Genomic DNA, 20,642 nt, shown 5'->3' with positions numbered 1-20,642 from the left:
TCGGACAGCTTGGGGCGGGAGGGGCGGGAGGGCGTTTGGCGGCGTGGGTCCCGTGCCATGGATGGGGACATGTCACAGCACACAGCATCTGAGGTCCCGGTCCTGTCGGCAGAGGTACGCGAGGCCCTCGACCGGGGGCGGCCCGTCGTGGCACTGGAGTCGACGATCATCGCGCACGGTCTGCCCCGTCCCCGCAACCTGGCGGTGGGCGTCGAACTGGAGGCGCTGGTCCGCGCGGAGGGCGCCGTTCCGGCGACGGTCGCGGTCGTGGACGGGGTGGCGTACGCGGGCCTGGACAAGGCGCAGCTGGAGCGGATCGCGGGGGGTGAGGGGGTGCGCAAGCTCGGCCACCGTGATCTGGCGCCCGCGCTCGCCACGGGCGCGACCGGGGCGACGACGGTGTCCGCGACGGCGTTCCTGGCCGCGCGGGCGGGGCTGCGGGTCTTCGCCACCGGCGGGCTGGGCGGCGTACACCGGGAGTGGGCGCGGACCCAGGACGAGTCGGCGGACCTCGCGCTGCTGGCCCGGACGCGGATCACGGTGGTCTGCGCGGGGGTGAAGTCGATCCTGGACGTTCCGGGCACGCTCCAGCGGCTGGAGACCCTGGGGGTGTCGGTGCTCGGCTACGGGACGGACCGCTTCCCGGGGTTCTACCTGGCCGACTCCGGCGAGCCGGTGGACTGGACCGTCCACCGGCCGGAGGAGGTCGCCGCGGTGATGGCGGCTCAGGACGCGCTCGGCGGACCGCAGTCCGCGCTGCTGGTGGCCCATCCGGTGGCGCGGGCGGAGCAGCTCGACCCGGAGCTGCACCAACGCGTGCTGGCGGAGGCGCTCGCCGAGTGCCGTGAGCGGGGGATCACGGGGCAGGCGGTGACGCCGTACCTGCTCGGCTTCCTGGTGAAGGCGACGGGCGGGGCCTCCCTGGAGGCGAACCTGGCGGCGGTACGCGGCAACGTGCGGCTCGGGGCCCGGATCGCGGGGGCCTGGGCGGCGCGGGCATGACGGGACGGCCGGCGCGGGACGGCACGCGCACGGCGAGGGTGGGACCGGGGGCGCTGCTGGTCGTCGGGGACGTGGTGACCGACGTGGTGGCGGTCCATCCGGAGCCGCTGGCCCCGGGCACGGACACGGCCGCCCGCATCCGCACCCTCCCGGGCGGCGCGGGGGCCAACGCGGCCTGCTGGGCGGCCCGTACGGGTACCGCGGAGGTACGCCTCCTCGCGCGGGTCGGCGCCGAGTCGGCACCGTGGCACGAGCGGGCGCTGCGGGACGCCGGGGTGCGGCCGCGGCTGGTGGTCGATCCGGCCGAGCCGACCGGGACGGTGGTCGCGCTGGTCGGCAAGGACGCCGAGCGGACGTTCCTGACCGACAGCGGCGCCTCGCTGCGGCTCTCCCCCGCCGACTGGGCGCCGGACCTGCTGGACGGGGTGGCCCACCTGCATCTGTCGGGCTACCTGTTCTTCGCCGGGAGCAGCCGGGAACTGGCCCTGGTGGCGCTGCGGGCGGCCGTGGCGCGGGGGGTGCCGGTGAGCGTGGACCCGGCCTCGGCGGGGTTCCTGGCGGCGCTGGGCCCGGGGCGCTTCCTCGACGCCGTGGCGGGGGCCGCCGTACTGCTGCCCAACGAGGACGAGGCGCGGCTGCTGGCCGGGCTGCCGGAACCGGCCGGGGTGGGCCGTGCGGCGGCTCAGCTGAGCCTGCGGGTGCCGCTGGTCGTGGTGACCCGGGGCGCGGCCGGTGCCCTGGTGGCCGAGCGGGGGCGGATCACCGCGGAGGTCGAGGCGGCGCCGGCCGAGGCGGTGGACTCCACGGGCGCGGGTGACGCGTTCACGGGCGGTTTCCTCGCGGCCCGGCTCGGGGGCGCCGCCCCGGCGGAGGCAGCCCGCGCGGGCTGCCGGGCGGCGTCGTCGGCGGTCACCCGGCTGGGGGGCCGGCCGGGGTAGGGCGTCTCGTGCGGGCCGGGCCGTGCCGGTCACGCGTCGGCACCGGCGGTGGTACCGGCGCCGCGGATGCCGGTCCAGGCGGGGTGGCGGGGGTCGTCGGCGCGCACCACGGCGTCGGCGGCCGAAGCCGGGTCGGTGTCGGCCTCGTAGCGGGCGAAGGCGGGCAGGGTCCAGCGGTCCGGTTCCTCGGTGCGGCGGGCCAGCGCCCCCGGGGTGAGGCGGATGTGGACGCTCAGGTCGAAGGGGAACCAGTGGCCGAGCAGCAGCGGCCCGTGCACGATCACCACCGCGTCGGGCGGGAGGTGCGCGTACGGGCTGCGGGTGGCCCGGTCGGTGACGGGGTCCCAGAGGTCGGGCAGCACCCGGCCGGTGCCGCCGGGGTCCGTCGGCCCGAACACCTCGCGCCAGAGCGCGGCCGTGTCGTACCAGCCGCCGAGGTAGGAGTCCACGTCCTCGCGGCCGAACTCGTAGCGCAGGGAGGCCGGTCGCAGGAATCCCGCGACCGGGACCACCAGCACCGAACGGCCGCGCAGGCGCAGGGAGTCCGCGAGCGCCTCCGCGAGCACGCCGGTCCCGGCGGCGGGCGCCCCGTCGATGCCCGCCCGCTGCCGGCCGCCGCCTTCCGGGGCGGCCGCGAGGTCGTCGAGGTGACCGGCGAGACGCTCGGCCATCCGCTGCCATGTGATCGGTTCCAGCTGCACCGGCCCATTGTCAGTGGCGGCCCTTAGCTTTTTCCCGAGGGATCACCGGCGCACAGGAGCCGGCGGCCCGACCGTGGGGAGGGGTCTGTCATGGCTCGGGAGACGACGTACCTGGAGCTGTCGCAGGAGGACGGCGCCGCGCACAAGTTCTACGAGGTGACGGTGGACGGCGTGGACGTCACCGTGCGGTACGGACGCATCGGTGCGGACGGCCAGGTGCAGAGCTCCTCGTTCCCCAGCGCCGAGAAGGCCCGGGCGGCCGCCGCGAAGAAGGTCGGGGAGAAGGTCCGCAAGGGGTACGCCACGGCCGTGCGCGGGCAGCGCACCGCCCGGTCGGTGACCCGCCGCCAGGTCACCTCGGCGCCGTCCACGGCGCGGTCGACGGCCCCGGTCCTGTGGCGCTTTCGCACCGGCTCCTCGGCGTTCGGCATCCACGTGGACGAGGACCGATGCTGGGTGGGCAACCAGGCGGGGGACGTCTACACGCTGAGCCACAGCGGTGAGGTGCTGGCCCGGTACTCGCTGCCGGACGGGGTGAAGTGCCTGGTGGCGGACGAGTTCTGGATCTACGCGGGCTGTGACGACGGCACGGTGTACGACCTGTCCTCGAAGGTGCCGTTCGGGGCGTACGACATCGCGGCGGACGTGGACATCTTCTGGCTCGACATCCGCGAGGGCGTGCTGAACGTGTCGGACCGCAACGGCGGTCTGACGGTCATCGACCACGAGGACGAGTTCCAGTGGTCGCGGCGCTCGGGCGGCTCCAACGCCTGGATGGTCAGGGCCGACGAGCGGGGCGTCTACCACGGGCACAGCAAGGGCGTCACGGCCTACGCCGCCGACGGCGGGCGGGAGTTGTGGCACACCGACACGGGCGGCTCCGTGCTGTTCGGCTGGCAGGAGGAGCACGCGGTGTACGCGGGCACCGGGCGGCACGCGGTGAAGCGGCTGTCGAAGGCCACCGGCGCGGTGGAGGCCACATACCTGTGCGACGCGGCCGTGTACTCGTGCGCGACCTCACCGGACGGCAGGCACGTCTTCGCCGGCGACTACTCCTCGTCGGTGTACTGCTTCGACGCGGACGGGCGACGGCTGTGGAAGCTGGGCACCGGGTGCGGGTCCGCGCTGTCCATGCAGTACCTGGACGGCCGGCTGTACCTGGTCACCACGGACGGTTCGCTGGTCTGCGTGGACGCGAGCGAGCAGGCGATCGAGGCCGCCCAGCAGGGATCCGTTCCGGCGGCGATGGACGTGAAGTCGGCGGCGGCGCTCCCGGTGTACACCCCGGCCGCGTCGGCCGCGGCGGTGGCGACGGTCTCGGTGGCCGCGGCCCCGGCGGGCGGTGTGGTGGTGGAGTGCGTCCAGCAGGGCGGCCGGATGCGGGTGCAGGTGGTGTCGGGCGGCTTCGAGCCCTCGTGGAACGTGCAGTTCCCGCGCGGGATACGGGAGGCGGGCGCCCGGTACGTGGTGGACGGGCTGCACCCGTCCTCGGGGGGCTTCTACCGGGTGCGCGGGGAGATTCGCCGCCTGGTGTGAGACCCGGGCAGCGCCACGCGGCGGCCGGACCACGGCGCGTACCGGCCGCGCCCGCTCACGGCGCCGGTTCGTCGCGCCCGCTCACGGCGCGTGGTCGCGGCACACCGCCCGCGTGGCACCACGCGGGGCGGGCGTGGCTATGGCGAAGGGGGCTCCCGCAGCCGTACGGAGCCCGGGGGTCACGTAGAGCACGACCGGCTCGCTGCCCAGGTTGTGGCCGAGGTGGACGTGGTCGGCTCCCGCCGGTTCCACGAAGGCGGTTCCGGCCCGGTGCACCACGACCGAGCGGTCGTGCAGGACCCGGGTCAGCGTCCCCGCCCGTACGACGGCGTTCAACGGGACCCGGTGGTAGTGCCAGCCCGTGCAGCCGCCCGGGGCGATGACCACCTCCCGCCCGGCCGGCTCCGGGGCGACGCGCGCCCCCGCGGACCGTACCCTCGTCTGCCGCCCGCCCATGTGTCCTCCCCGGTGGGCCGGCCCCGGCCCACTCGCCTCCACCGTAGGAAGACCTGACCACATCCCCAAGGAATCGATGAAACATCAACCTCCCTGCCGCACCGGGTGATACAGGGCCCGCACGGCGGTATCACTCCTGTATGAGCCCGGTGGTGTTCGAGTCCCTGAAGCCGATCAACTGCGCCGAGTGCCGGCAGGGCCCGCTCCGGCACCTCGTCCGCGAGTGCGGCGTGCCGCGCTGCCTGGACTGCGCCGACCTGGGGCACCTGGTCTTCCTCCCGCGGGGGGACGCGGCGCTCACCCGCCGCTCCCGGGAGGCGAGTTCGCTCTCCGCCGTCGTCGTCCGCTTCGACAGGCGCCGGCGGCGCTACGAGCGCCGGGGCCTGCTCGTGGAGGACGCGGCCCTGGCCCGTGCGGAACGCGCCTGCCTCGCGGACGCCGAGGCGCGGGCCCGCCGCCGGGAGCGCGACCGGCTGCGCCGCGCCGCCGAGGACGTCCGGTTCACGGCCGCCTTCGCCGCTGAGATACGGCGGCTCTTCCCCGGCTGCCCGGCCGACCGGACGCTCGCCATCGCCACCCACGCCTCGGTCCGGGGCAGCGGCCGGGTGGGACGCAGCGCGGCGGGCCGGGCGCTCGACGAGCCGGCCGTCTCGGCCGCGGTCCGCGCGGCGGTGCGGCACGTCGACACCGAGTACGACGCCCTGCTGATGGCGGGGGTCCCCCGGTTCGCGGCCCGCGCCCGGCTGGCCGCGCGGATCGACGCCGTCCTCGACGGCTGGCGTACGGCCGAGGTCAGTTGAGGCGGAAGCGGCGGTAGAGGAGCATCCCGCCCAGCAGCAGCGCGCCCCCGCCGGGCAGCAGGTAGCCGACGCCGTCGGCCCCGGTGTGCGCGAGCGCCTCGCCGGGCCGCGGCTCAGCGGGCCGGGGCGGCAGGGTCCGGGTCTGGGTCTGCGGCGCCGGCGGCGTCACGGGCGGCTTCACGGCGGGCGGCTGCACGGGCTTGGGGCCGCTGGGGGTTTCGCCGTTGACGGAGGTGTTGCCGTTCGAGGTGTTCCCGATGCCGACGACGTTGACGGAGTTGCCGCTGACGTTGAGCGGCAACTCGACCGGCAGCTGGAGCCCGTTGCCGGACAGCACCCCCGGGGAATCCTTTCCGAGCCCGTCGGCGACCGCCCCGCCACCGTGACCCCCGGTACCCGGGCCGGAGTTCGAGGACTGCCCCGGCCGCGGCCCCGGATGGTCCCGTCCGCTTCCCGGCGCCTCGTTGGCACATCGGTTCCCGGCGGCCGGGTTGAGCACGCCGACCACGTTGACGGTATTGCCGCACAGGTTCACCGGTGCGTTCACGGGAAGTTGCACGAGGTTCCCGGAGAGCAGCCCCGGGGAGCGCTCGGCCCTGCCCGCCGCGTCGGCATCGGCGTGGGCCAGGCCACCCACACCCGCGACCGCCAGCCCACCTCCCGCGACAACCGCAGCGATCAAGCCATTTCGTCGACTGTGACGCATCAGTTTCCCTGTCTTCCGGAGGAGTTCACGGGCGTTGCACCCGTACCGGAACAACGCCCTGAACCCATTCGGGTTATAGAGCCGGTAGGCATTTCACCCCATCGTGTACTGGGTAGTGCCTACTTCATGACTGATCGCCCGCTGCTCCTCCTCGACGTCGACGGCCCCCTCAACCCTTTCCGGTCGCGTCTCGCGGGTCTGCGCGGCTACGCGGGCCACCGGATGCGCCCGACCATCTGGATGTCCCGCCGGGCCCCGGACTCCCGCAGTGCCCGCCGGGGTCTCAAGGTGCGTCTTCACCCCGCCCACGGCGCGCGGCTGACGGCCCTGCCCTACGAACTCGCCTGGGCCACCACCTGGATGCACCAGGCCAACACGATGATCGCGCCGCACATCGGGCTTCCCGGCGACCTTCCCGTGATCGAGTGGCCGGAACTGTTCGCTCCCGACCCCGACGGTCTCTCCTGGAAGACCCGCGCCCTCGTCGACTGGGCGGCCGGCCGGCCCTTCGCCTGGGTCGACGACATGATCACCCCCCTCGACCGCGCCTGGGTCGGCGCCCACCACCCGGCCCCGGCCCTCCTCTTGCGCGTCCACCCGCGCCACGGCCTGCGCGACCGCGACTTCCGCGCCCTGACCCGCTGGGCGGCGGACCTCAGCCCAGCAGGGCGGTGACCGGGTCCGGGGAGGGGCGGCCCGTGGGCCACCAGTCCTCGGTGTCCGGGCGGGACTCGTAGGCGTACCAGACGCCGTCGCGGCCCAGGCGGAGCTGGCGCGTGCCGGACGTGAGGCGGTTGCGGTCGGGTCGGAAGGAGCCCCGGGCCGCGGCGAGGAGCGCCGGCCGGGCCCGGTCGAAGGGACCGGCCGGGGGATCCCAGGGCTCCTCCAGGGCGGCGAGCGCGGCCCGGCCGCCCTGTCGCCAGGCCGCCGCCGCCCGGGCGAGGTCGGTGGTGGTGCGGCCGGTGGCGCGGGCCAGGTCGCGGTAGAGGGTGCGGGCCGCCCCGGTCAGCCCGGCGGTGGGGTGCGCGGAGGCCAGCCGGACGGCGTCCTCCCACAGCCCGAGGCCGGCGAGGGGATCCTCGCCGGTGGTGAGGAGGGCCAGGGCGCGGGCGGCCGCGTCGGAGGCGAGCTGGTCCAGGGCCAGCGGATCGGGGGCCGCCGGATCGGCGGGGTAGGCGGGCGGGATTCCCGTCACGGCGGGCACGGCCGAGGGCGCCGGCAGCGGCGGCAGGGCGCCGCGGGCCAGCGCGTCCCGGGCCGGCACGCCGGGGAAGTCCGGTGCGGTGTCGGGCTGTTCACGGGCGGCGTGGGCGGCGTTGCGGCGGGTCAGCTCGTCCAGGAGCTCCCGTTCGCCGCGGCCGCGCAGGAGCAGCAGGACGAAGGGGTCCTCGTCGAGGAGCCGGGCCGCGCGGTAGCAGAGGGCCGCCGCGTGCTTGCACGGCGGGCGCGCGACGTCCGGGCAGGAGCAGCGCGGGGAAAGCTCGCCCGCACCGGGCAGGACCGTCCCGGCGAGGCTCTGCGGTACCTCCCGTTCCAGCAGGGCCGCGAGCGCGGCGGGGTCGGCGGCGACCGCCTCCAGGAGCTCGCTCCACTGCGCGTCCGCGAAGGCGGGCAGGGCCAGTTCGGTGCGGTACGGGCGGGCCCGGCTCCCCCGTACGTACGCGACGATCCGGCCGGGGGTGACGGTGACCGCGTCGACGTGACCCTCGGCGGCGTACGTACGGCCCCGGCCCAGGCGGGCCGCGTCGTGGGAGGTCTCCTCCAGCGAGGTCACCCAGGCCCGGCCCCACCAGCTGGCGGCCTCCGTCCCCGCGGGCAGGGTCTCGAAGGTGCGGCGGCGGTCGTCCCGCGCGGTGATCACGCGGGCCTGCGCAGGGAGACGAGGTCGGCCAGCTCGCGGTCGGTCAGCTCGGTCAGCGCCGCCTCGCCGGAGCCGAGGACCGCGTCGGCCAGGGCCCGCTTCGCCTCCAGCATCTCGGCGATCCGGTCCTCGACGGTGCCCTCGGCGATGATCCGGTGGACCTGTACGGGCTGGGTCTGGCCGATCCGGTAGGCGCGGTCGGTGGCCTGTTCCTCGACGGCCGGGTTCCACCAGCGGTCGTAGTGGATGACGTGTCCGGCGCGGGTGAGGTTCAGGCCGGTGCCCGCCGCCTTCAGGGACAGCAGGAACACCGGGACCTCGCCGTCCTGGAAGCGGTCGACCAGCTCCTCGCGGCGTGGCACCGGCGTCCCCCCGTGCAGCAGCTGGTGGGAGATCCCGCGGTCCGACAGGTGCCGCTCGATGAGGCGGGCCATGGTCACGTACTGGGTGAAGACCAGCACCGAGCCGCCCTCGGCGAGGATCGTGTCCAGCAGCTCGTCGAGCAGGGCGAGCTTGCCCGAGCGGTGCGGGATCCGGGGCCGGTCCTCCTTCAGGTACTGCGCGGGGTGGTTGCAGATCTGCTTGAGGGAGGCCAGCAGCTTCATGATCATGCCGCGTCGCTCGATGCCCTCGCTGGATCCGATGACGGCCATCGCCTCGTCCACCGCCGCCTGGTAGAGCGACGCCTGCTCACGGGTGAGCGAGACCGGGTGGTCGGTCTCCGTCTTCGGCGGCAGCTCGGGCGCGATGCCGGGGTCGGACTTCTTGCGGCGCAGCAGGAACGGCCGCACGAGCGCGGCGAGCCGGGCCACCGCCGCCTCGTTCCCGCCGTCCTCCTCCTGCTGGTGCTCGACGGGGCGGGCGTGGCGGGCCCGGAAGGTGGTGAGCGGGCCCAGCAGCCCGGGTGTGGTCCAGTCGAGCAGGGCCCACAGTTCGGAGAGGTTGTTCTCCACCGGGGTGCCGGTGAGCGCCACCCGGGCGGGCGCCGGGATCGTCCGCAGCGCCTTGGCGGTCGCCGAGTGGGGGTTCTTGACGTGCTGGGCCTCATCCGCGACGACCATGCCCCAGCGCTGCCCGGCGAGGAGAGGGGCGCTGGCCCGCATCGTCCCGTACGTGGTGAGGACGAACCCGCCGGCGCCCGACTCCGGGCCGTCGAGGCTGCGGCTGCCGCCGTGGAAGCGGCGCACGGGCGTGCCCGGCGCGAACCTCTCGATCTCCCGCTGCCAGTTCCCCAGCAGGGACGCGGGGCAGATCACGAGCGTCGGCTCGGGGCGGTCCCGGTGCAGGTGCAGGGCGATCAGCGTGACGGTCTTGCCGAGCCCCATGTCGTCGGCGAGGCACCCGCCGAGACCGAGGGAGGTCATGAGGTCCAGCCAGGCCAGGCCGCGCGCCTGGTAGTCCCGCAGGGTGGCCTTGAGCGCGGCGGGCTGCGGGAGCGGGGCCAGCTCGGCCGTCAGCCGCTCCCGCAGGGCGGCCAGCGCCCCCACGGGAACCACCTCGACCGGCTCTCCGGCGATCTCGGCCGTGCCGGAGAGCGCGGCGGCCAGCGCGTCCACCGGGTCCAGCAGGCCCAGTTCCCGTTTGCGGGCCTTGCGCACCAGCTCCGGGTCGACCCGCACCCACTGGTCCCGCAGCCGCACCACGGGCCGGTGGGCCTGGGAGAGGGCGTCCATCTCCCCCGGGGTCAGCCGGTCGCCGCCCAGCGCCAGCTCCCAGGAGAAGGCGAAGAGGTGCTCGGCGTCGAAGAAGGCCGTGCCGTCGGTGGCGGAGCCGGGCGCCGTGGACCGGACGACGGCGGTCGCCGACAGGGTACGGGCCAGCTCGCGCGGCCAGTGGACCAGGACGCCGGCGGCCGCCAGCCGGGTCGCGGCGGCGCCCAGCAGGTCCTCCAGCTCCGGGTCCGAGAGGGCGAGCGCGTCGGGGGCGGGCTGGTCCAGCAGCCGCAGCAGCGGCGGCCACACCCGCGCGGCCCGGCGCAGGGCGAGCACGGCGTCGATCCGCGCCCGGGGGCCGAACCCGGCCGCGGCGGCGCCCGCCCACAGCGTCGCGGCGTCGGTGACCAGGGTGGGATCGGCGAGGCTGTGCACCTGGACCACGGCGGCGCCCGCCCGCCGGGTGTCCTCTTCCTCGGCCTCGTCGAAGAGGCGGAAGGAGGACAGGTCGAGCCGGAGCGAGATCCCGACGCCCGTGTCGGAGCCGGCCGCGACCTGGGCGGCCCAGTCCTGTATCCCGGGCACCCGCTGCGGCTCCCGGGCGGCGAACGGCCGCCCGGCGGCCGCGCCCGCGGCGGGCGTACGGGGCAGGCCGTCGGCCACCGCGTCGAGGAACGCGCGGACCAGCGCCTCCGGCTCGGGCAGCTGGAGCGGGCGGCGGCCGGCCAGCGGAGTCGCGTACCCCTCGTGCGGCAGCGCGGCGGCGACCGCCCGGAGGTGGCCGACATCGGCCGCTTCGAGCGGACCGGCACGCCACGCGTCGATCCCCTCGGGGGTCAGGCCGGGGAGCAGGCGGCCGCGGGCCGCCAGCGTCAGCGCCTGGACGGCGGCGGTGCCCCAGGCACGGGTGGCGGGATGCGCGGCGGGACTGCGGGGCGCCCGTACCAGCAGGGGCAGGGCGGCGGTGACGGAGAGGCTCACGGAGGGCACGGTCCGGCTGCGCACCCCCGTGCCGGAGGCGCGCACGACGGTGAGCGGGGCCGGCCGGCCCGCCTCGGGCAGGTCGTCCCCGTCGGGCGCCCAGAAGGCCACACGGCCCTCACGGGGCACGGCGGCGGGCAGGAAGACGGCGGCATGGCGCAGCAGCGCGAGCGCGCCGCCAGCGGGCTGCGACTGCTCCGACGCGCGCGTCGGCCGCTCGTGCGGCCGCGGCTGCCGTGGTGACCGCGGCCACGGCTGTCGCGGCTGCGCCTCCGGCGGCTCCGATGTCGCCCTCACCGCGTCCCCTCCCTCCCCCGTCGCTACGGATCCGAGCGGATCCGAGCCGGATCCTCACGAGGTCCCGATACGGGTCTCCTGTGTGCCCGAGTCTAGGCGCGGTCACTGACAACGCCGCTGACCTGCACGTATCTCGGATCCACGACCGGGGCCGGGGCTGGGGAGGCGGCGCGGCCGGGGCCGGGCACCCGGCGAGGTCAGCGCGCCCAGCGGCCCTGGTCCGACGCGTACCCGTACGCCGGGCGCCCCGTCGCGGCGGCGGTGCGCAGCGGGCGGCCGTTGTCGTCGATGCGCAGATGGCCGGAACCGGACGGTCCGGTGTAGCGCAGGTCGAGGTACCAGTCGCAGTCGCAGCCCGTGGTGGCGGCTTCGACCCGCAGGACCACCGGTTCGGCGGCCGAGACGCGCATCGGGAACGCGGGTGCCGGGATCCTGCCCTCGGAGTCGCCCCCGTCGACGGGCCGGGCCACGGGGCGCGGCGCGTCCAGGTTGACGGCGTAGACGGCGGGGGTGAGCGCCCCGCCGCAGCCCGGCGACATCTGGTAGAGGTTCCAGGCCGGCGGGGTGCGGCGCGCTGTGACCCGTACGTCCAGGCCCTCCAGGACCACCGCGCCCGCGCCCGCACCGTGCACGGTGACCTCCAGGATCTGCTGCCCGGCGTGTACGGCCCGCTGCGCGGAGGCCCAGGCGGGCGCGTCCGCCTCGACGGGCGGCGGGGGCACCGCGGCGGGACCGCGCTCGGTCAGGTAGGCGTGGTCGCATCCCGCAGCCCAGACGTGCGACCGGACCGCGGCCCTGACCGGCACCGCCGGGCCCTGCGCCGGACCCGTGGCCGGGGGTGCCGAGGCACCCGGCGGCTGCCCCGGCGCCGACGCCGGCGCGGACGGCGCTCCCGAGGCCGGGTCCGCTCCCGGGACCGCCGCCGGGTCCGAGGGAGGCGGCGAGGGCACGGCGGAACCCGGCGCCGTGGCCGTGGCACCGGGCGGCGCCGGAACCGGAGCCGGGGCAGCGGACGCCGAGGGCCCCTGGGCGGTGGTCCCGGCCGGCCGCAGGGGCCGTTCCGGACCGGCGGCGGCCAGCACGGCGACGGCGACGACGCCCGCGGTCACCCCGGCTGCGGTGACCGCGGCCGCCCGGCGCCGGTACCAGGGGAGCCGGACCACCGGCTCCGGGGGGAGGAGGTCCACCACATCGGCGAGACCGACCTCCGCACCGGCCCCGCCCCCACCGGCGACGGCAACGCCCCCCACACCGGCACCGGCATTCACATCCGCACCCACACCCACGCCCGCATCCGCATCCGCATCCGCACCCCGGGCAGACTCCCGCGCGACGCCGCCCGCAGGCGGCGGCACGACGGCCACCGCTCCCCCGGCCTCCGGGGCCGCCTCAGCCCCCTCGACCGGAACCGGAATCGGAACCGGCACGGGCACCGGCACGGGCACCGGCACCGGCGGCGCTCCCGCCCCGAGAGCCCCCGCCCGGCGACGCGCGTCCGCCAGCAGCCACGCCCGGTGCAGGTCCACCGCCTCCCCCTGCGAAGCCCCGCAGACCCTCGCGAAGCGGTCCACCACGGCGAACTCCGTGGGCACCGCCTCCCCGTTGCAGTAGCGGTGCAGGGTCGAGGTGCTCGTGTGGAGCTTGCGCGCCAGCGCCCCGTAGCTCAGACCCGCGCGCTCCTTCAACTCCCGCATCAGCCGCGCGAACCGCTCCGACTCGCCCGAACCCGTGCCGGAACCCGCCCCGGAAGCCGTACCCGTCCCCGTACCCGTCCCCATGCCCGTTCCCGCCCCCATGTTCTTGTCCCCACCCACGCCCACGGCGTTCCCCCGTCCCACGACGCCGTTCCATGCAGCGGGTGTTCCCCCAGGTGACAGCACGTACGGCCGTTCCAGTGTCCCGAATCCCCCGCGATCCGTCGCCCGACACCCCGCACCGGGGCAGGGTTGTCCCCGTACCGCAACGCACCGACACCAACGGGGAGATCCACCCATGTTCCGTCGCTCAGGCGCCTCCGCCACCCTCGCCACCGCGCTCTTCGCGGCGGCCGCCGCGCTCGTCCTCACCGCCTCGTCCACGGCCACGGCGGCCGTCACCGCCCCCGGGTTCATCAGCGGCACCGACCTGCCGCCGCACCCCAGCTCGCCCTGGTACGCCGGCAAGGTCACCAAGGGGCTGCCCGAGACCGCGCCGTTCTGCCTGGAGGGTGCTCTCCCGGCGGCCGGCAGCTGGCACCGCTCGTTCGGCACCGACGTCGACGCCGGCGCCGTGCAGGTCTCCGTACGGGCCGCCTCGGACGCCGCGGCGGTCAAGCTCGCCGCCGCCCTGAAGCGCAAGGTCGCGGCCTGCGCCTCCGACTGGCTGCGCACCACGCCGGGCGGCACCGCCTCCTGGCAGGACTACGGGAAGCTCTCCGTCGAGGAGGGCGCACACGTCTACGGCGTGCACACCTCGATCCCCGAGTCCGAGCCGGGCGTGGCCCTCTTCGGCATCGGGCGGGACGGCTCCACCGTGACCGTCGTCAAGTGGAGCCAGATGGGATACCTGACCGACGCCCCGGTCCCGGCCTTCAGGAAGACCACCACCAAGGCCGTGAACAAGCTCAACCCCTGATCCCGGCCCTGACCCCGGCCCTGACCCCGGGCCGGGGGCCCGGGATCGGGATCCGGAGCCCCCGCCGCGGCCGCCCCGGTGGGACCATGGAACCGAGGCGATGAGGATGCGTACGGGAAACGAGCCGGTGACCGCCCGCAGTCCGCTGCGGCTGAGGTTCTGGCTGAGCCTGTGGGGGCTGATCTGGGCCGCCGCGGGGACGGCCGTGTTCGCGCTGGCCGGCCGCCCCGGGTGGGCGGCGGCCTGCGGGGCGCTCGCGCTGCTGGCGGCTGTGGACCTGGCCGTGGTGGTCCGCCACATCCGCCAGGGGCCGCACTACCAGCCCGGACGGGACGTTCCGCCGTACGAACCGCCGCCCGGCCCGTGAGGCCCGTCCCCACGAACACCGGGCAGCGGGCACCAGGCACCGCGGCCGCCCGGACCGCGGCTCAGTCGTCGAAGCGGGCCGCCGCGAGGTAGTCCGGCCGGGGGTCGAGGGCCGCGGCGAGCCGGAAGTGCTTGCGGGCCTGCTGGGGGCGGCCAGCGCGCTCGTACGTACGGGCCAGCGCGAAGTGGGCGAAGGCGTTGTCCGGTTCCCGCTCCAGGACCAGTTCGAACTCAAGCTCCGCCGGGCGCAGTTGAGCGGACGCGAAGAAGGCCCGGGCGCGCAGCAGCCGGGCCGAGGTGTTCTCCGGGTGGGCGGCTATGACGGAGTCGAGCAGCTTGACCGCGCCGCGCGGATCACGTGCGGCGAGCAGCTGCTCGGCGGCCCGGTAGTCGATGACGTGCGTCTCCGGGCTGGCCGCGCCGGACGACGAGGACGAATAGGGCGACGGCGACGACGGCGGCGTGGTGTCGGACACGATCTGTTCCTTCCCTCTGCGGGCGCGTTCGACGCTTCCGCCCCGAGGCGCCTCTTCCCCGAGTGCCTCAGGCTCCGGAGGCGGACCGCTCCGCCGCCCGCGCCGTGAGCTCTTCCCAGACCTTGCGCACCTGCGGTTCGAGGGCCTCCAGCGGCCCGTCGTTGTCGATGACGAGCGTCGCGACCGCCAGCCGCTGTTCCCGCGTGGCCTGCGCGGCCATCCGGGCCCGCGCCTCCTCCTGCGCCATCGCGCGCAGCGCGACGAGCCGGCTGAGCTGCGTCTGCGGGGAGGCGTCCACCACGACCACCAGGTCGTAGAGCGGGGCCAGGCCGTTCTCCGTGAGCAGCGGTACGTCGTGCACGACGATCGCGTCGGCCCCCGCGGCGGCCTCCAGCTCGGCGGACCGGGCCCCGACCAGCGGGTGCACGATCGCGTTGAGCGTCCGCAGCTTCTCCGGGTCGGCGAAGACGACCGATCCGAGCCGCGGCCGGTCGAGCGTCCCGTCCGCGGTCAGCACCGACTCGCCGAACGCCGCCACGACGGCGTCGAGCCCGGGTGTTCCGGGCTCGACCACCTCCCGTGCGATGCGGTCGGCGTCCACGACGACCGCCCCGTACCCCGCCAGCAGCCGCGAGACCTCGCTCTTGCCGGCGCCGATTCCGCCCGTCAGTCCTACTTTCAGCATGGCCAGCAGCCTAGGCCCTGCCCCCGTGGCCACCACAGCCCCCTGCACCCGCGCCGTCACCGCCGGCTCCCCCGCCGGTATCGGTTCCGGTGTGTCGGTGCCGGTATCGGCGCCGGTGTCAGTTCTCGCCCTCGCGTTCCGCCAGGAACTTCTCGAACTCCCGCCCGATCTCGTCGGCCGACGGGATCTCGGCGGGCTCGGCGATCATGTTGCCCCGGGTCTCGGCCCCGGCGGCCGCGTCGAACTGGTGCTCCAGCCCCTGGACCAGGGCGACCAGTTCCTCGTCGCCCTCCCGGATCTGCCGGTCGATCTCGGTCTGCGTACGGTGCGCCTCGGTCCGCAGCGCGTGCGCCACCGCCGGCAGCACCAGCCCGGTGGCCGCGGTGATCGCCTCCAGCACCGTCAGCGCGGCGTCCGGGTACGCGGAACGGGCCACGTAGTGCGGTACGTGCGCGGCGACGCCCAGCACGTCGTGCCCGGCCTGCCCGAGCCGGAACTCGACCAGGGACTCGGCGCTCCCGGGTACCTGGGCCTCGTCGAAGGGGCTGCGGTGCCCCGGCATGAGGTCGGTCCGGTTGCCGTGCGGGGTGATGCCCACCGGGCGCGTGTGCGGGACGCCCATGGGGATGCCGTGGAAGTTGACCGAGAGGCGGACGCCGAGACGCTCGACGATCTGCCGGACGGCGAGCGCGAAGCGCTCCCATTCCACGTCCGGCTCGGGGCCGGAGAACAGCAGGAAGGGCGCTCCCGTGGCGTCCTGGACGAGCCGGACCTCCAGTTGGGGCTCCTCGAACTCGGTCCAGTGGTCGCGCTGGAACGTCAGCAGCGGACGCCGGGCCCGGTAGTCCACCAGCCGGTCCGCGTCGAAGCGGGCCACGACCTGGTGGGGCAGCGTGTCGAGGAGCCGCTCGACGATCTGCTCCCCCGCCTCGCCCGCGTCGATGTACCCCTCGAAGTGGTACAGCATGACCAGCCCGGCCGAGTCCTGGGTGAGAGCCAGGTCGGCCACCGCCAGTCCCTTGGCATCCCATTCGTACAGACCTTGTGGATCAAGCACCGTCACCACTCCTCCTCGCCTCGTTCTCTGGAAGAACGTCCAAACGCGCGCCGCCATTCCCCAGTTGACGCCCTTCACGAGAACGCAACGGATCATCCGGCCGCCGCGGCCGGGACAGCGGTAAGGCCCGCCCCCCTGAGGGGACGGGCCTTACCTTTCAGCTCTGTTCAGCTCTGCTCGGCATGCTCGCACCGGGGTGCGAAGCGTGCTGCGATCAGCTCTGGCCGCCGGCCAGCTTCTCGCGGAGCGCGGCGAGGGCCTCGTCCGACGCCAGGGCGCCAGAGGTCTCGTCCGACTCCGAGGAGTACGAACCGCCCGAGATGCCCGCGGAGACGTTGCCGCCACTCGCGGCCGGAGCGGCAGCGCCCTCGGCAGCGGCGGCCTCGTCGGCCTCGCGGCTCTTGATGACCTGAGCCTGGTGCTGCTCGAAGCGCTGCTGCGCCTCGGCGTACTGGGTCTCCCAGGTCTCGCGCTGCTTGTCGAAGCCCTCGAGCCAGTCGTTCGTCTCGGGGTCGAAGCCCTCGGGGTAGATGTAGTTCCCCTGGTCGTCGTACGACGCGGCCATGCCGTACAGGGTCGGGTCGAACTCGACCGACGCCGGGTCGGCACCGAAGGACTCGTTGGCCTGCTTCAGCGACAGCGAGATCCGGCGACGCTCGAGGTCGATGTCGATGACCTTGACGAAGATCTCGTCGTTGACCTGGACGACCTGCTCCGGGATCTCCACGTGGCGCTCGGCCAGCTCGGAGATGTGGACCAGACCCTCGATGCCCTCGTCCACGCGGACGAACGCGCCGAACGGAACCAGCTTGGTGACCTTACCCGGGACGACCTGACCGATCTGGTGCGTCCGGGCGAACTGCTGCCACGGGTCTTCCTGCGTCGCCTTCAGCGACAGGGAGACACGCTCGCGGTCCATGTCAACGTCGAGAACCTCGACGGTGACCTCCTGGCCGACCTCGACAACCTCGGACGGGTGGTCGATGTGCTTCCAGGACAGCTCGGAGACGTGCACGAGACCGTCGACGCCGCCCAGGTCCACGAAGGCACCGAAGTTGACGATCGAGGAAACGACGCCGGAGCGGACCTGACCCTTCTGCAGGGTGGTGAGGAACGTCTGGCGAACCTCGGACTGGGTCTGCTCGAGCCAGGCGCGGCGGGACAGGACCACGTTGTTGCGGTTCTTGTCCAGCTCGATGATCTTCGCCTCGAGCTCCTTGCCCACGTAGGGCTGGAGGTCGCGGACGCGACGCATCTCGACGAGAGAGGCCGGCAGGAAGCCGCGGAGGCCGATGTCGAGGATGAGACCACCCTTGACGACCTCGATGACGGTACCGGTGACGATGCCGTCTTCTTCCTTGATCTTCTCGATGGTGCCCCAGGCACGCTCGTACTGAGCGCGCTTCTTCGAGAGGATCAGGCGGCCTTCCTTGTCCTCCTTCTGGAGAACCAGGGCCTCGATCTCGTCGCCGACCTTGACGACGTCGTTCGGGTCGACGTCGTGCTTGATCGACAGCTCGCGGCTCGGGATGACACCTTCGGTCTTGTAACCGATGTCGAGGAGAACCTCGTCCCGGTCAACCTTGACGATGACGCCATCGACGATGTCGCCATCGTTGAAGTACTTGATCGTCTCGTCGATCGCCGCGAGGAACGCGTCCGCGTCGCCGATGTCGTTGACCGCAACCTGCGGAGTGGTGGCGGTGGTCTCGGTGCTGCTCGTCATGTGGGAAAGGGCTCCGGTTACGGACAGAAAGTCGTAGGTACTGCTACGCCGGGAGCCCTTATCGGCATCTGTCGAAGCCGGACAGCCAAGGAGACCCCCGTTCCGCAGATGCGGAGGGGCCTCGAAAACCGAGGGGACCTCAACAAATACAAGCGCAGCCTGCTAGGTCTGAGGAGCACAGGCTCGCAGCGCAACTTGTAGCATACGGGGGCAGCCGGACAGGGTCAATGCGCGAAGGCGCACACCCCGGGCGGATCGCCGCATTACCGGCACAATTCGTAGGCGGGGACGCCCCGATGGGACTTCCCTGCCGGATCCGGCAGACATTCGCAGACTACGACGACGGGCCCCATGAACCAAGAGGACTACGCCCACGAAGACGCCCGCGGAGCCGATCAGGGCCCCGGGGACGACGCCGATGCCACGCGGCGTGACGCGGGGGAAGCGGAGAGCAGCCGGGCGGCCCGCGGCTGGTGGGACCGCAACGCGGACGACTACCAGAACGAGCACGGCGCCTTCCTCGGCGACGACCGCTTCGTGTGGGGCCCCGAGGGGCTCGACGAGGCCGAGGCCGCCCTGCTCGGTCCCGCCGGGTCCCTCCAGGGCAAGGACGTCCTGGAGATCGGCGCCGGCGCCGCGCAGTGCTCGCGCTGGCTGGCCGCCCGGGGCGCCCGTCCGGTCGCCCTCGACCTCTCCCACCGCCAGCTCCAGCACGCGCTGCGCATCGGCGGTCACGACGCGACGGGGGTCCGGCTCGTCGAGGCCGACGCCGGCCGGCTGCCCTTCCGGGACGCCTCCTTCGACCTGGCCTGCTCCGCGTACGGCGCCGTCCCCTTCGTCGCCGACCCGGTGAACGTGATGCGCGAGGTCCGCCGCGTCCTGCGGCCCGGCGGCCGCTGGGTCTTCTCCGTCACCCATCCCCTGCGCTGGGCCTTCCCCGACGAGCCGGGTCCGGAGGGACTGTCCGTCTCCGCGTCCTACTTCGACCGGACCCCGTACGTCGAGCAGGACGAAGAGGGCCGCGCCGTCTACGTGGAGCACCACCGCACGGTCGGCGACCGCGTGCGCGACGTCGTCGCCGGCGGCTTCCGCCTGGTCGACCTGGTCGAGCCGGAGTGGCCCGCCTGGAACAGCCAGGAGTGGGGCGGCTGGTCCCCGCTGCGCGGCAACCTGATCCCCGGCACCGCGATCTTCGTCTGCGAGCGCGACTGACCGTGTCCCCGACCCCGCGCACCCGCGACCTCGACGCCCTTCCCGTACGGGAGGCCCTGCCGGCGCTCACCGCCGCGCTCGACGGCCACGGCGCCGCCGTGCTGTGCGCCCCGCCCGGCACCGGCAAGACCACCCTGGTGCCCCTGGTCCTCGCCGGCCTGGTCGGCGGCGGGCCGCGCCGCCGGGTGGTGGTCGCCGAGCCCCGGCGGATCGCCGCCCGGGCGGCGGCGCGGCGGATGGCCTGGCTGCTGGGCGAGCGGGTCGGCGCCTCGGTGGGCTTCACCGTGCGCGGGGAGCGGGTCGCGGGCCCGTCGACCGTCGTCGAGGTGGTCACCACGGGCGTCCTGCTCCAGCGGCTCCAGCGGGACCAGGAGCTGGCGGGCGTGGACGTGGTGGTCCTGGACGAGTGCCACGAGCGGCACCTCGACGCCGACACCGTCGCCGCCTTCCTGCTGGACGTACGGGAGACCCTGCGGCCGGAGCTGCGCCTCCTGGCGGCCTCCGCGACGACCGACGCCGCGGGCTGGTCCCGGGTGCTGGGCGGCGCGCCGGTGGTGGAGGCCGCGGGGACCGCGTACCCGGTGGAGACGGTCTGGGCGCCGCCCGCCCGGCCGGTGCGGCCGCCGCACGGGATGCGGGTGGACCCGGCGCAGCTGACGCACGTGGCGTCGGTGGTGCGGCGGGCGCTGGCGGAACGTTCCGGCGACGTGCTGTGCTTCCTGCCCGGCGTCGGGGAGATCGCCCGGGTCGCCGGGCAGCTCGGCGGGGTGGACGCGGAGGTGCTCCAGGTGCACGGCCGGGCTCCGGCGGCCGTGCAGGACGCGGCGCTGACGGCTTCGGAGCACCGCCGGGTGATCCTCGCGACGGCGGTCGCGGAGTCGAGCCTGACCGTGCCGGGGGTACGGGTGGTGGTGGATTCGGGGCTGGCGCGCGAGCCCCGGGTGGACCACGCGCGGGGACTGGGGGCGCTGGCTACCGTACGGGCGTCCCGCGCGGCCGGGCGCCAGCGGGCGGGGCGGGCCGGGCGCGAGGCGCCGGGCGCGGTGTACCGCTGCTGGACCGAGGCGCAGGACGCCCGTCTCCCCTCTTACCCGGCGCCCGAGATCCGCATCGCCGACCTGGCGCAGTTCGCCCTCCAGGCCGCCTGCTGGGGCGACCCGGACGCGGCGGGACTGGCGCTGCTGGACCCGCCCCCGGCCGGGGCGATGGCCGCGGCGCGCGAGGTGCTGCTCGCGGTGGGCGCGGTGGACCCCGCCGGGCGGCCGACGCCGCGCGGCGCGCGGATGGCCCGGCTGGGGCTCCACCCGCGGCTCGCCCGGGCCCTGCTCGACGGCGCCCCGGCCCTCGGGTCCCGGCGGGCGGCCGAGGTGGTGGCCCTGCTGAGCGAGGAACCGCCGCGGGAGTACGGGGACGACCTGGCGGGCGCGTGGCGGGCGGCCCGCCGGGGCGGCGACGCCTACGCGGGCCGCTGGCGGGCGGAGGCCGGACGCCTGGAGCGCGCCGCGGGGTCCTCGGGCGGAGCCGGCAAGAGCACCGCCCCCTCCCAGGGCACGGGCACCGTCACCGCCCCGGCCACC

19 protein-coding genes are annotated in these 20,642 nt (G+C 75.0%); 9 read left to right on the top strand and 10 right to left on the bottom strand.

Features of this window, described 5'->3' with window-relative positions; translation table 11 throughout:
* Positions 1–69 precede the first annotated feature (69 nt).
* Positions 70–1,002 carry a pseudouridine-5'-phosphate glycosidase gene (locus tag ABT106_RS10640; RefSeq protein WP_351275120.1) on the top strand — a complete coding sequence of 311 codons (933 nt, stop codon included), beginning with the start codon at positions 70–72 and terminating at the stop codon, positions 1,000–1,002.
* Positions 999–1,940 (top strand): carbohydrate kinase family protein, encoded by a 942-nt coding sequence (locus ABT106_RS10635; RefSeq protein WP_351275118.1) that lies wholly within the window; start codon positions 999–1,001, stop codon positions 1,938–1,940. Before ABT106_RS10640 ends, ABT106_RS10635 begins: the two co-directional genes overlap by 4 nt.
* Positions 1,941–1,969: 29 nt before the next feature.
* On the opposite strand, the gene ABT106_RS10630 is transcribed toward ABT106_RS10635, so the two are convergent.
* Positions 1,970–2,641 carry a nucleoside/nucleotide kinase family protein gene (locus ABT106_RS10630; RefSeq protein ID WP_351275116.1) on the bottom strand — a complete coding sequence of 224 codons (672 nt, stop codon included), beginning with the start codon at positions 2,639–2,641 and terminating at the stop codon, positions 1,970–1,972.
* Positions 2,642–2,731: 90 nt separating this feature from the next.
* Here ABT106_RS10630 and ABT106_RS10625 point away from each other — a divergent pair, with 90 nt between their 5' ends.
* On the top strand, positions 2,732–4,177 hold the full coding sequence (locus ABT106_RS10625) for a WGR domain-containing protein (RefSeq protein ID WP_351275114.1): 1,446 nt from the start codon (positions 2,732–2,734) through the stop codon (positions 4,175–4,177).
* 81 nt (positions 4,178–4,258) lie between these two features.
* On the opposite strand, the gene ABT106_RS10620 is transcribed toward ABT106_RS10625, so the two are convergent.
* Positions 4,259–4,633, bottom strand: coding sequence for a cupin domain-containing protein (locus ABT106_RS10620; protein WP_351275112.1), 375 nt, complete (start codon positions 4,631–4,633; stop codon positions 4,259–4,261).
* A gap of 140 nt (positions 4,634–4,773) precedes the next feature.
* On the opposite strand from ABT106_RS10620, the gene ABT106_RS10615 reads away from it, so the two are divergent.
* Positions 4,774–5,433, top strand: coding sequence for a DUF2293 domain-containing protein (locus ABT106_RS10615; RefSeq protein ID WP_351275110.1), 660 nt, complete (start codon positions 4,774–4,776; stop codon positions 5,431–5,433).
* On the opposite strand, the gene ABT106_RS10610 is transcribed toward ABT106_RS10615, so the two are convergent.
* Positions 5,426–6,115: a chaplin gene (locus tag ABT106_RS10610; protein WP_351275108.1), complete on the bottom strand. Its 690-nt coding sequence runs from the start codon at positions 6,113–6,115 to the stop codon at positions 5,426–5,428. The genes ABT106_RS10615 and ABT106_RS10610 overlap by 8 nt on opposite strands.
* Before the next feature lie 150 nt (positions 6,116–6,265).
* Here ABT106_RS10610 and ABT106_RS10605 point away from each other — a divergent pair, with 150 nt between their 5' ends.
* Entirely contained in the window at positions 6,266–6,814 is a 549-nt protein-coding gene (locus ABT106_RS10605) for an HAD domain-containing protein (RefSeq protein ID WP_351275106.1), read from the top strand.
* Here ABT106_RS10605 and ABT106_RS10600 read toward each other — a convergent pair.
* The 3 genes from ABT106_RS10600 to ABT106_RS10590 all read right to left on the bottom strand — a co-directional run bounded on the left by ABT106_RS10600 (position 6,795) and on the right by ABT106_RS10590 (position 12,768).
* Positions 6,795–8,000, bottom strand: a complete 1,206-nt coding sequence (locus ABT106_RS10600) for an SWIM zinc finger family protein (protein WP_351275104.1) — start codon at positions 7,998–8,000, stop codon at positions 6,795–6,797. The genes ABT106_RS10605 and ABT106_RS10600 overlap by 20 nt on opposite strands.
* On the bottom strand, positions 7,997–10,798 hold the full coding sequence (locus ABT106_RS10595) for an SCO1167/SCO6262 family helicase (protein ID WP_351275171.1): 2,802 nt from the start codon (positions 10,796–10,798) through the stop codon (positions 7,997–7,999). Before ABT106_RS10595 ends, ABT106_RS10600 begins: the two co-directional genes overlap by 4 nt.
* Positions 10,799–11,127: 329 nt before the next feature.
* Complete coding sequence (locus ABT106_RS10590; protein WP_351275102.1) at positions 11,128–12,768, bottom strand: helix-turn-helix domain-containing protein; 1,641 nt, start codon at positions 12,766–12,768, stop codon at positions 11,128–11,130.
* Between the two features lie 154 nt (positions 12,769–12,922).
* On the opposite strand from ABT106_RS10590, the gene ABT106_RS10585 reads away from it, so the two are divergent.
* Both ABT106_RS10585 and ABT106_RS10580 read left to right on the top strand, forming a co-directional pair.
* Positions 12,923–13,543, top strand: coding sequence for a hypothetical protein (locus ABT106_RS10585; protein ID WP_351275100.1), 621 nt, complete (start codon positions 12,923–12,925; stop codon positions 13,541–13,543).
* Positions 13,544–13,649: 106 nt separating this feature from the next.
* Entirely contained in the window at positions 13,650–13,910 is a 261-nt protein-coding gene (locus ABT106_RS10580) for a DUF6343 family protein (RefSeq protein WP_351275098.1), read from the top strand.
* A 61-nt stretch (positions 13,911–13,971) separates the two neighbouring features.
* On the opposite strand, the gene ABT106_RS10575 is transcribed toward ABT106_RS10580, so the two are convergent.
* From ABT106_RS10575 to rpsA, 4 genes are all read right to left on the bottom strand, one after another.
* Complete coding sequence (locus ABT106_RS10575) at positions 13,972–14,304, bottom strand: tetratricopeptide repeat protein (RefSeq protein WP_351275169.1); 333 nt, start codon at positions 14,302–14,304, stop codon at positions 13,972–13,974.
* A gap of 148 nt (positions 14,305–14,452) precedes the next feature.
* Positions 14,453–15,070, bottom strand: a complete 618-nt coding sequence (coaE, locus tag ABT106_RS10570) for a dephospho-CoA kinase (protein ID WP_351275096.1) — start codon at positions 15,068–15,070, stop codon at positions 14,453–14,455.
* A 118-nt stretch (positions 15,071–15,188) separates the two neighbouring features.
* Positions 15,189–16,127, bottom strand: coding sequence for a PAC2 family protein (locus ABT106_RS10565; RefSeq protein WP_267722278.1), 939 nt, complete (start codon positions 16,125–16,127; stop codon positions 15,189–15,191).
* A gap of 214 nt (positions 16,128–16,341) precedes the next feature.
* Positions 16,342–17,853 (bottom strand): 30S ribosomal protein S1, encoded by a 1,512-nt coding sequence (gene rpsA, locus ABT106_RS10560; RefSeq protein ID WP_351275094.1) that lies wholly within the window; start codon positions 17,851–17,853, stop codon positions 16,342–16,344.
* A 351-nt stretch (positions 17,854–18,204) separates the two neighbouring features.
* Here rpsA and ABT106_RS10555 point away from each other — a divergent pair, with 351 nt between their 5' ends.
* Both ABT106_RS10555 and ABT106_RS10550 read left to right on the top strand, forming a co-directional pair.
* Positions 18,205–19,065 (top strand): class I SAM-dependent methyltransferase, encoded by an 861-nt coding sequence (locus ABT106_RS10555; RefSeq protein ID WP_351275092.1) that lies wholly within the window; start codon positions 18,205–18,207, stop codon positions 19,063–19,065.
* 2 nt (positions 19,066–19,067) lie between these two features.
* Positions 19,068–20,642 (top strand): DEAD/DEAH box helicase (locus ABT106_RS10550; RefSeq protein WP_351275090.1); only part of this gene is annotated, 1,575 nt, incomplete at its 3' end.

The sequence above is a fragment of the Streptomyces sp. NPDC002044 genome (assembly GCF_040296725.1).
Lineage (GTDB): Bacteria > Actinomycetota > Actinomycetes > Streptomycetales > Streptomycetaceae > Streptomyces > Streptomyces antarcticus.
Note: the sequence above shows the minus strand (reverse complement) of the source record. Positions and strands in the feature narration are given on the sequence as shown.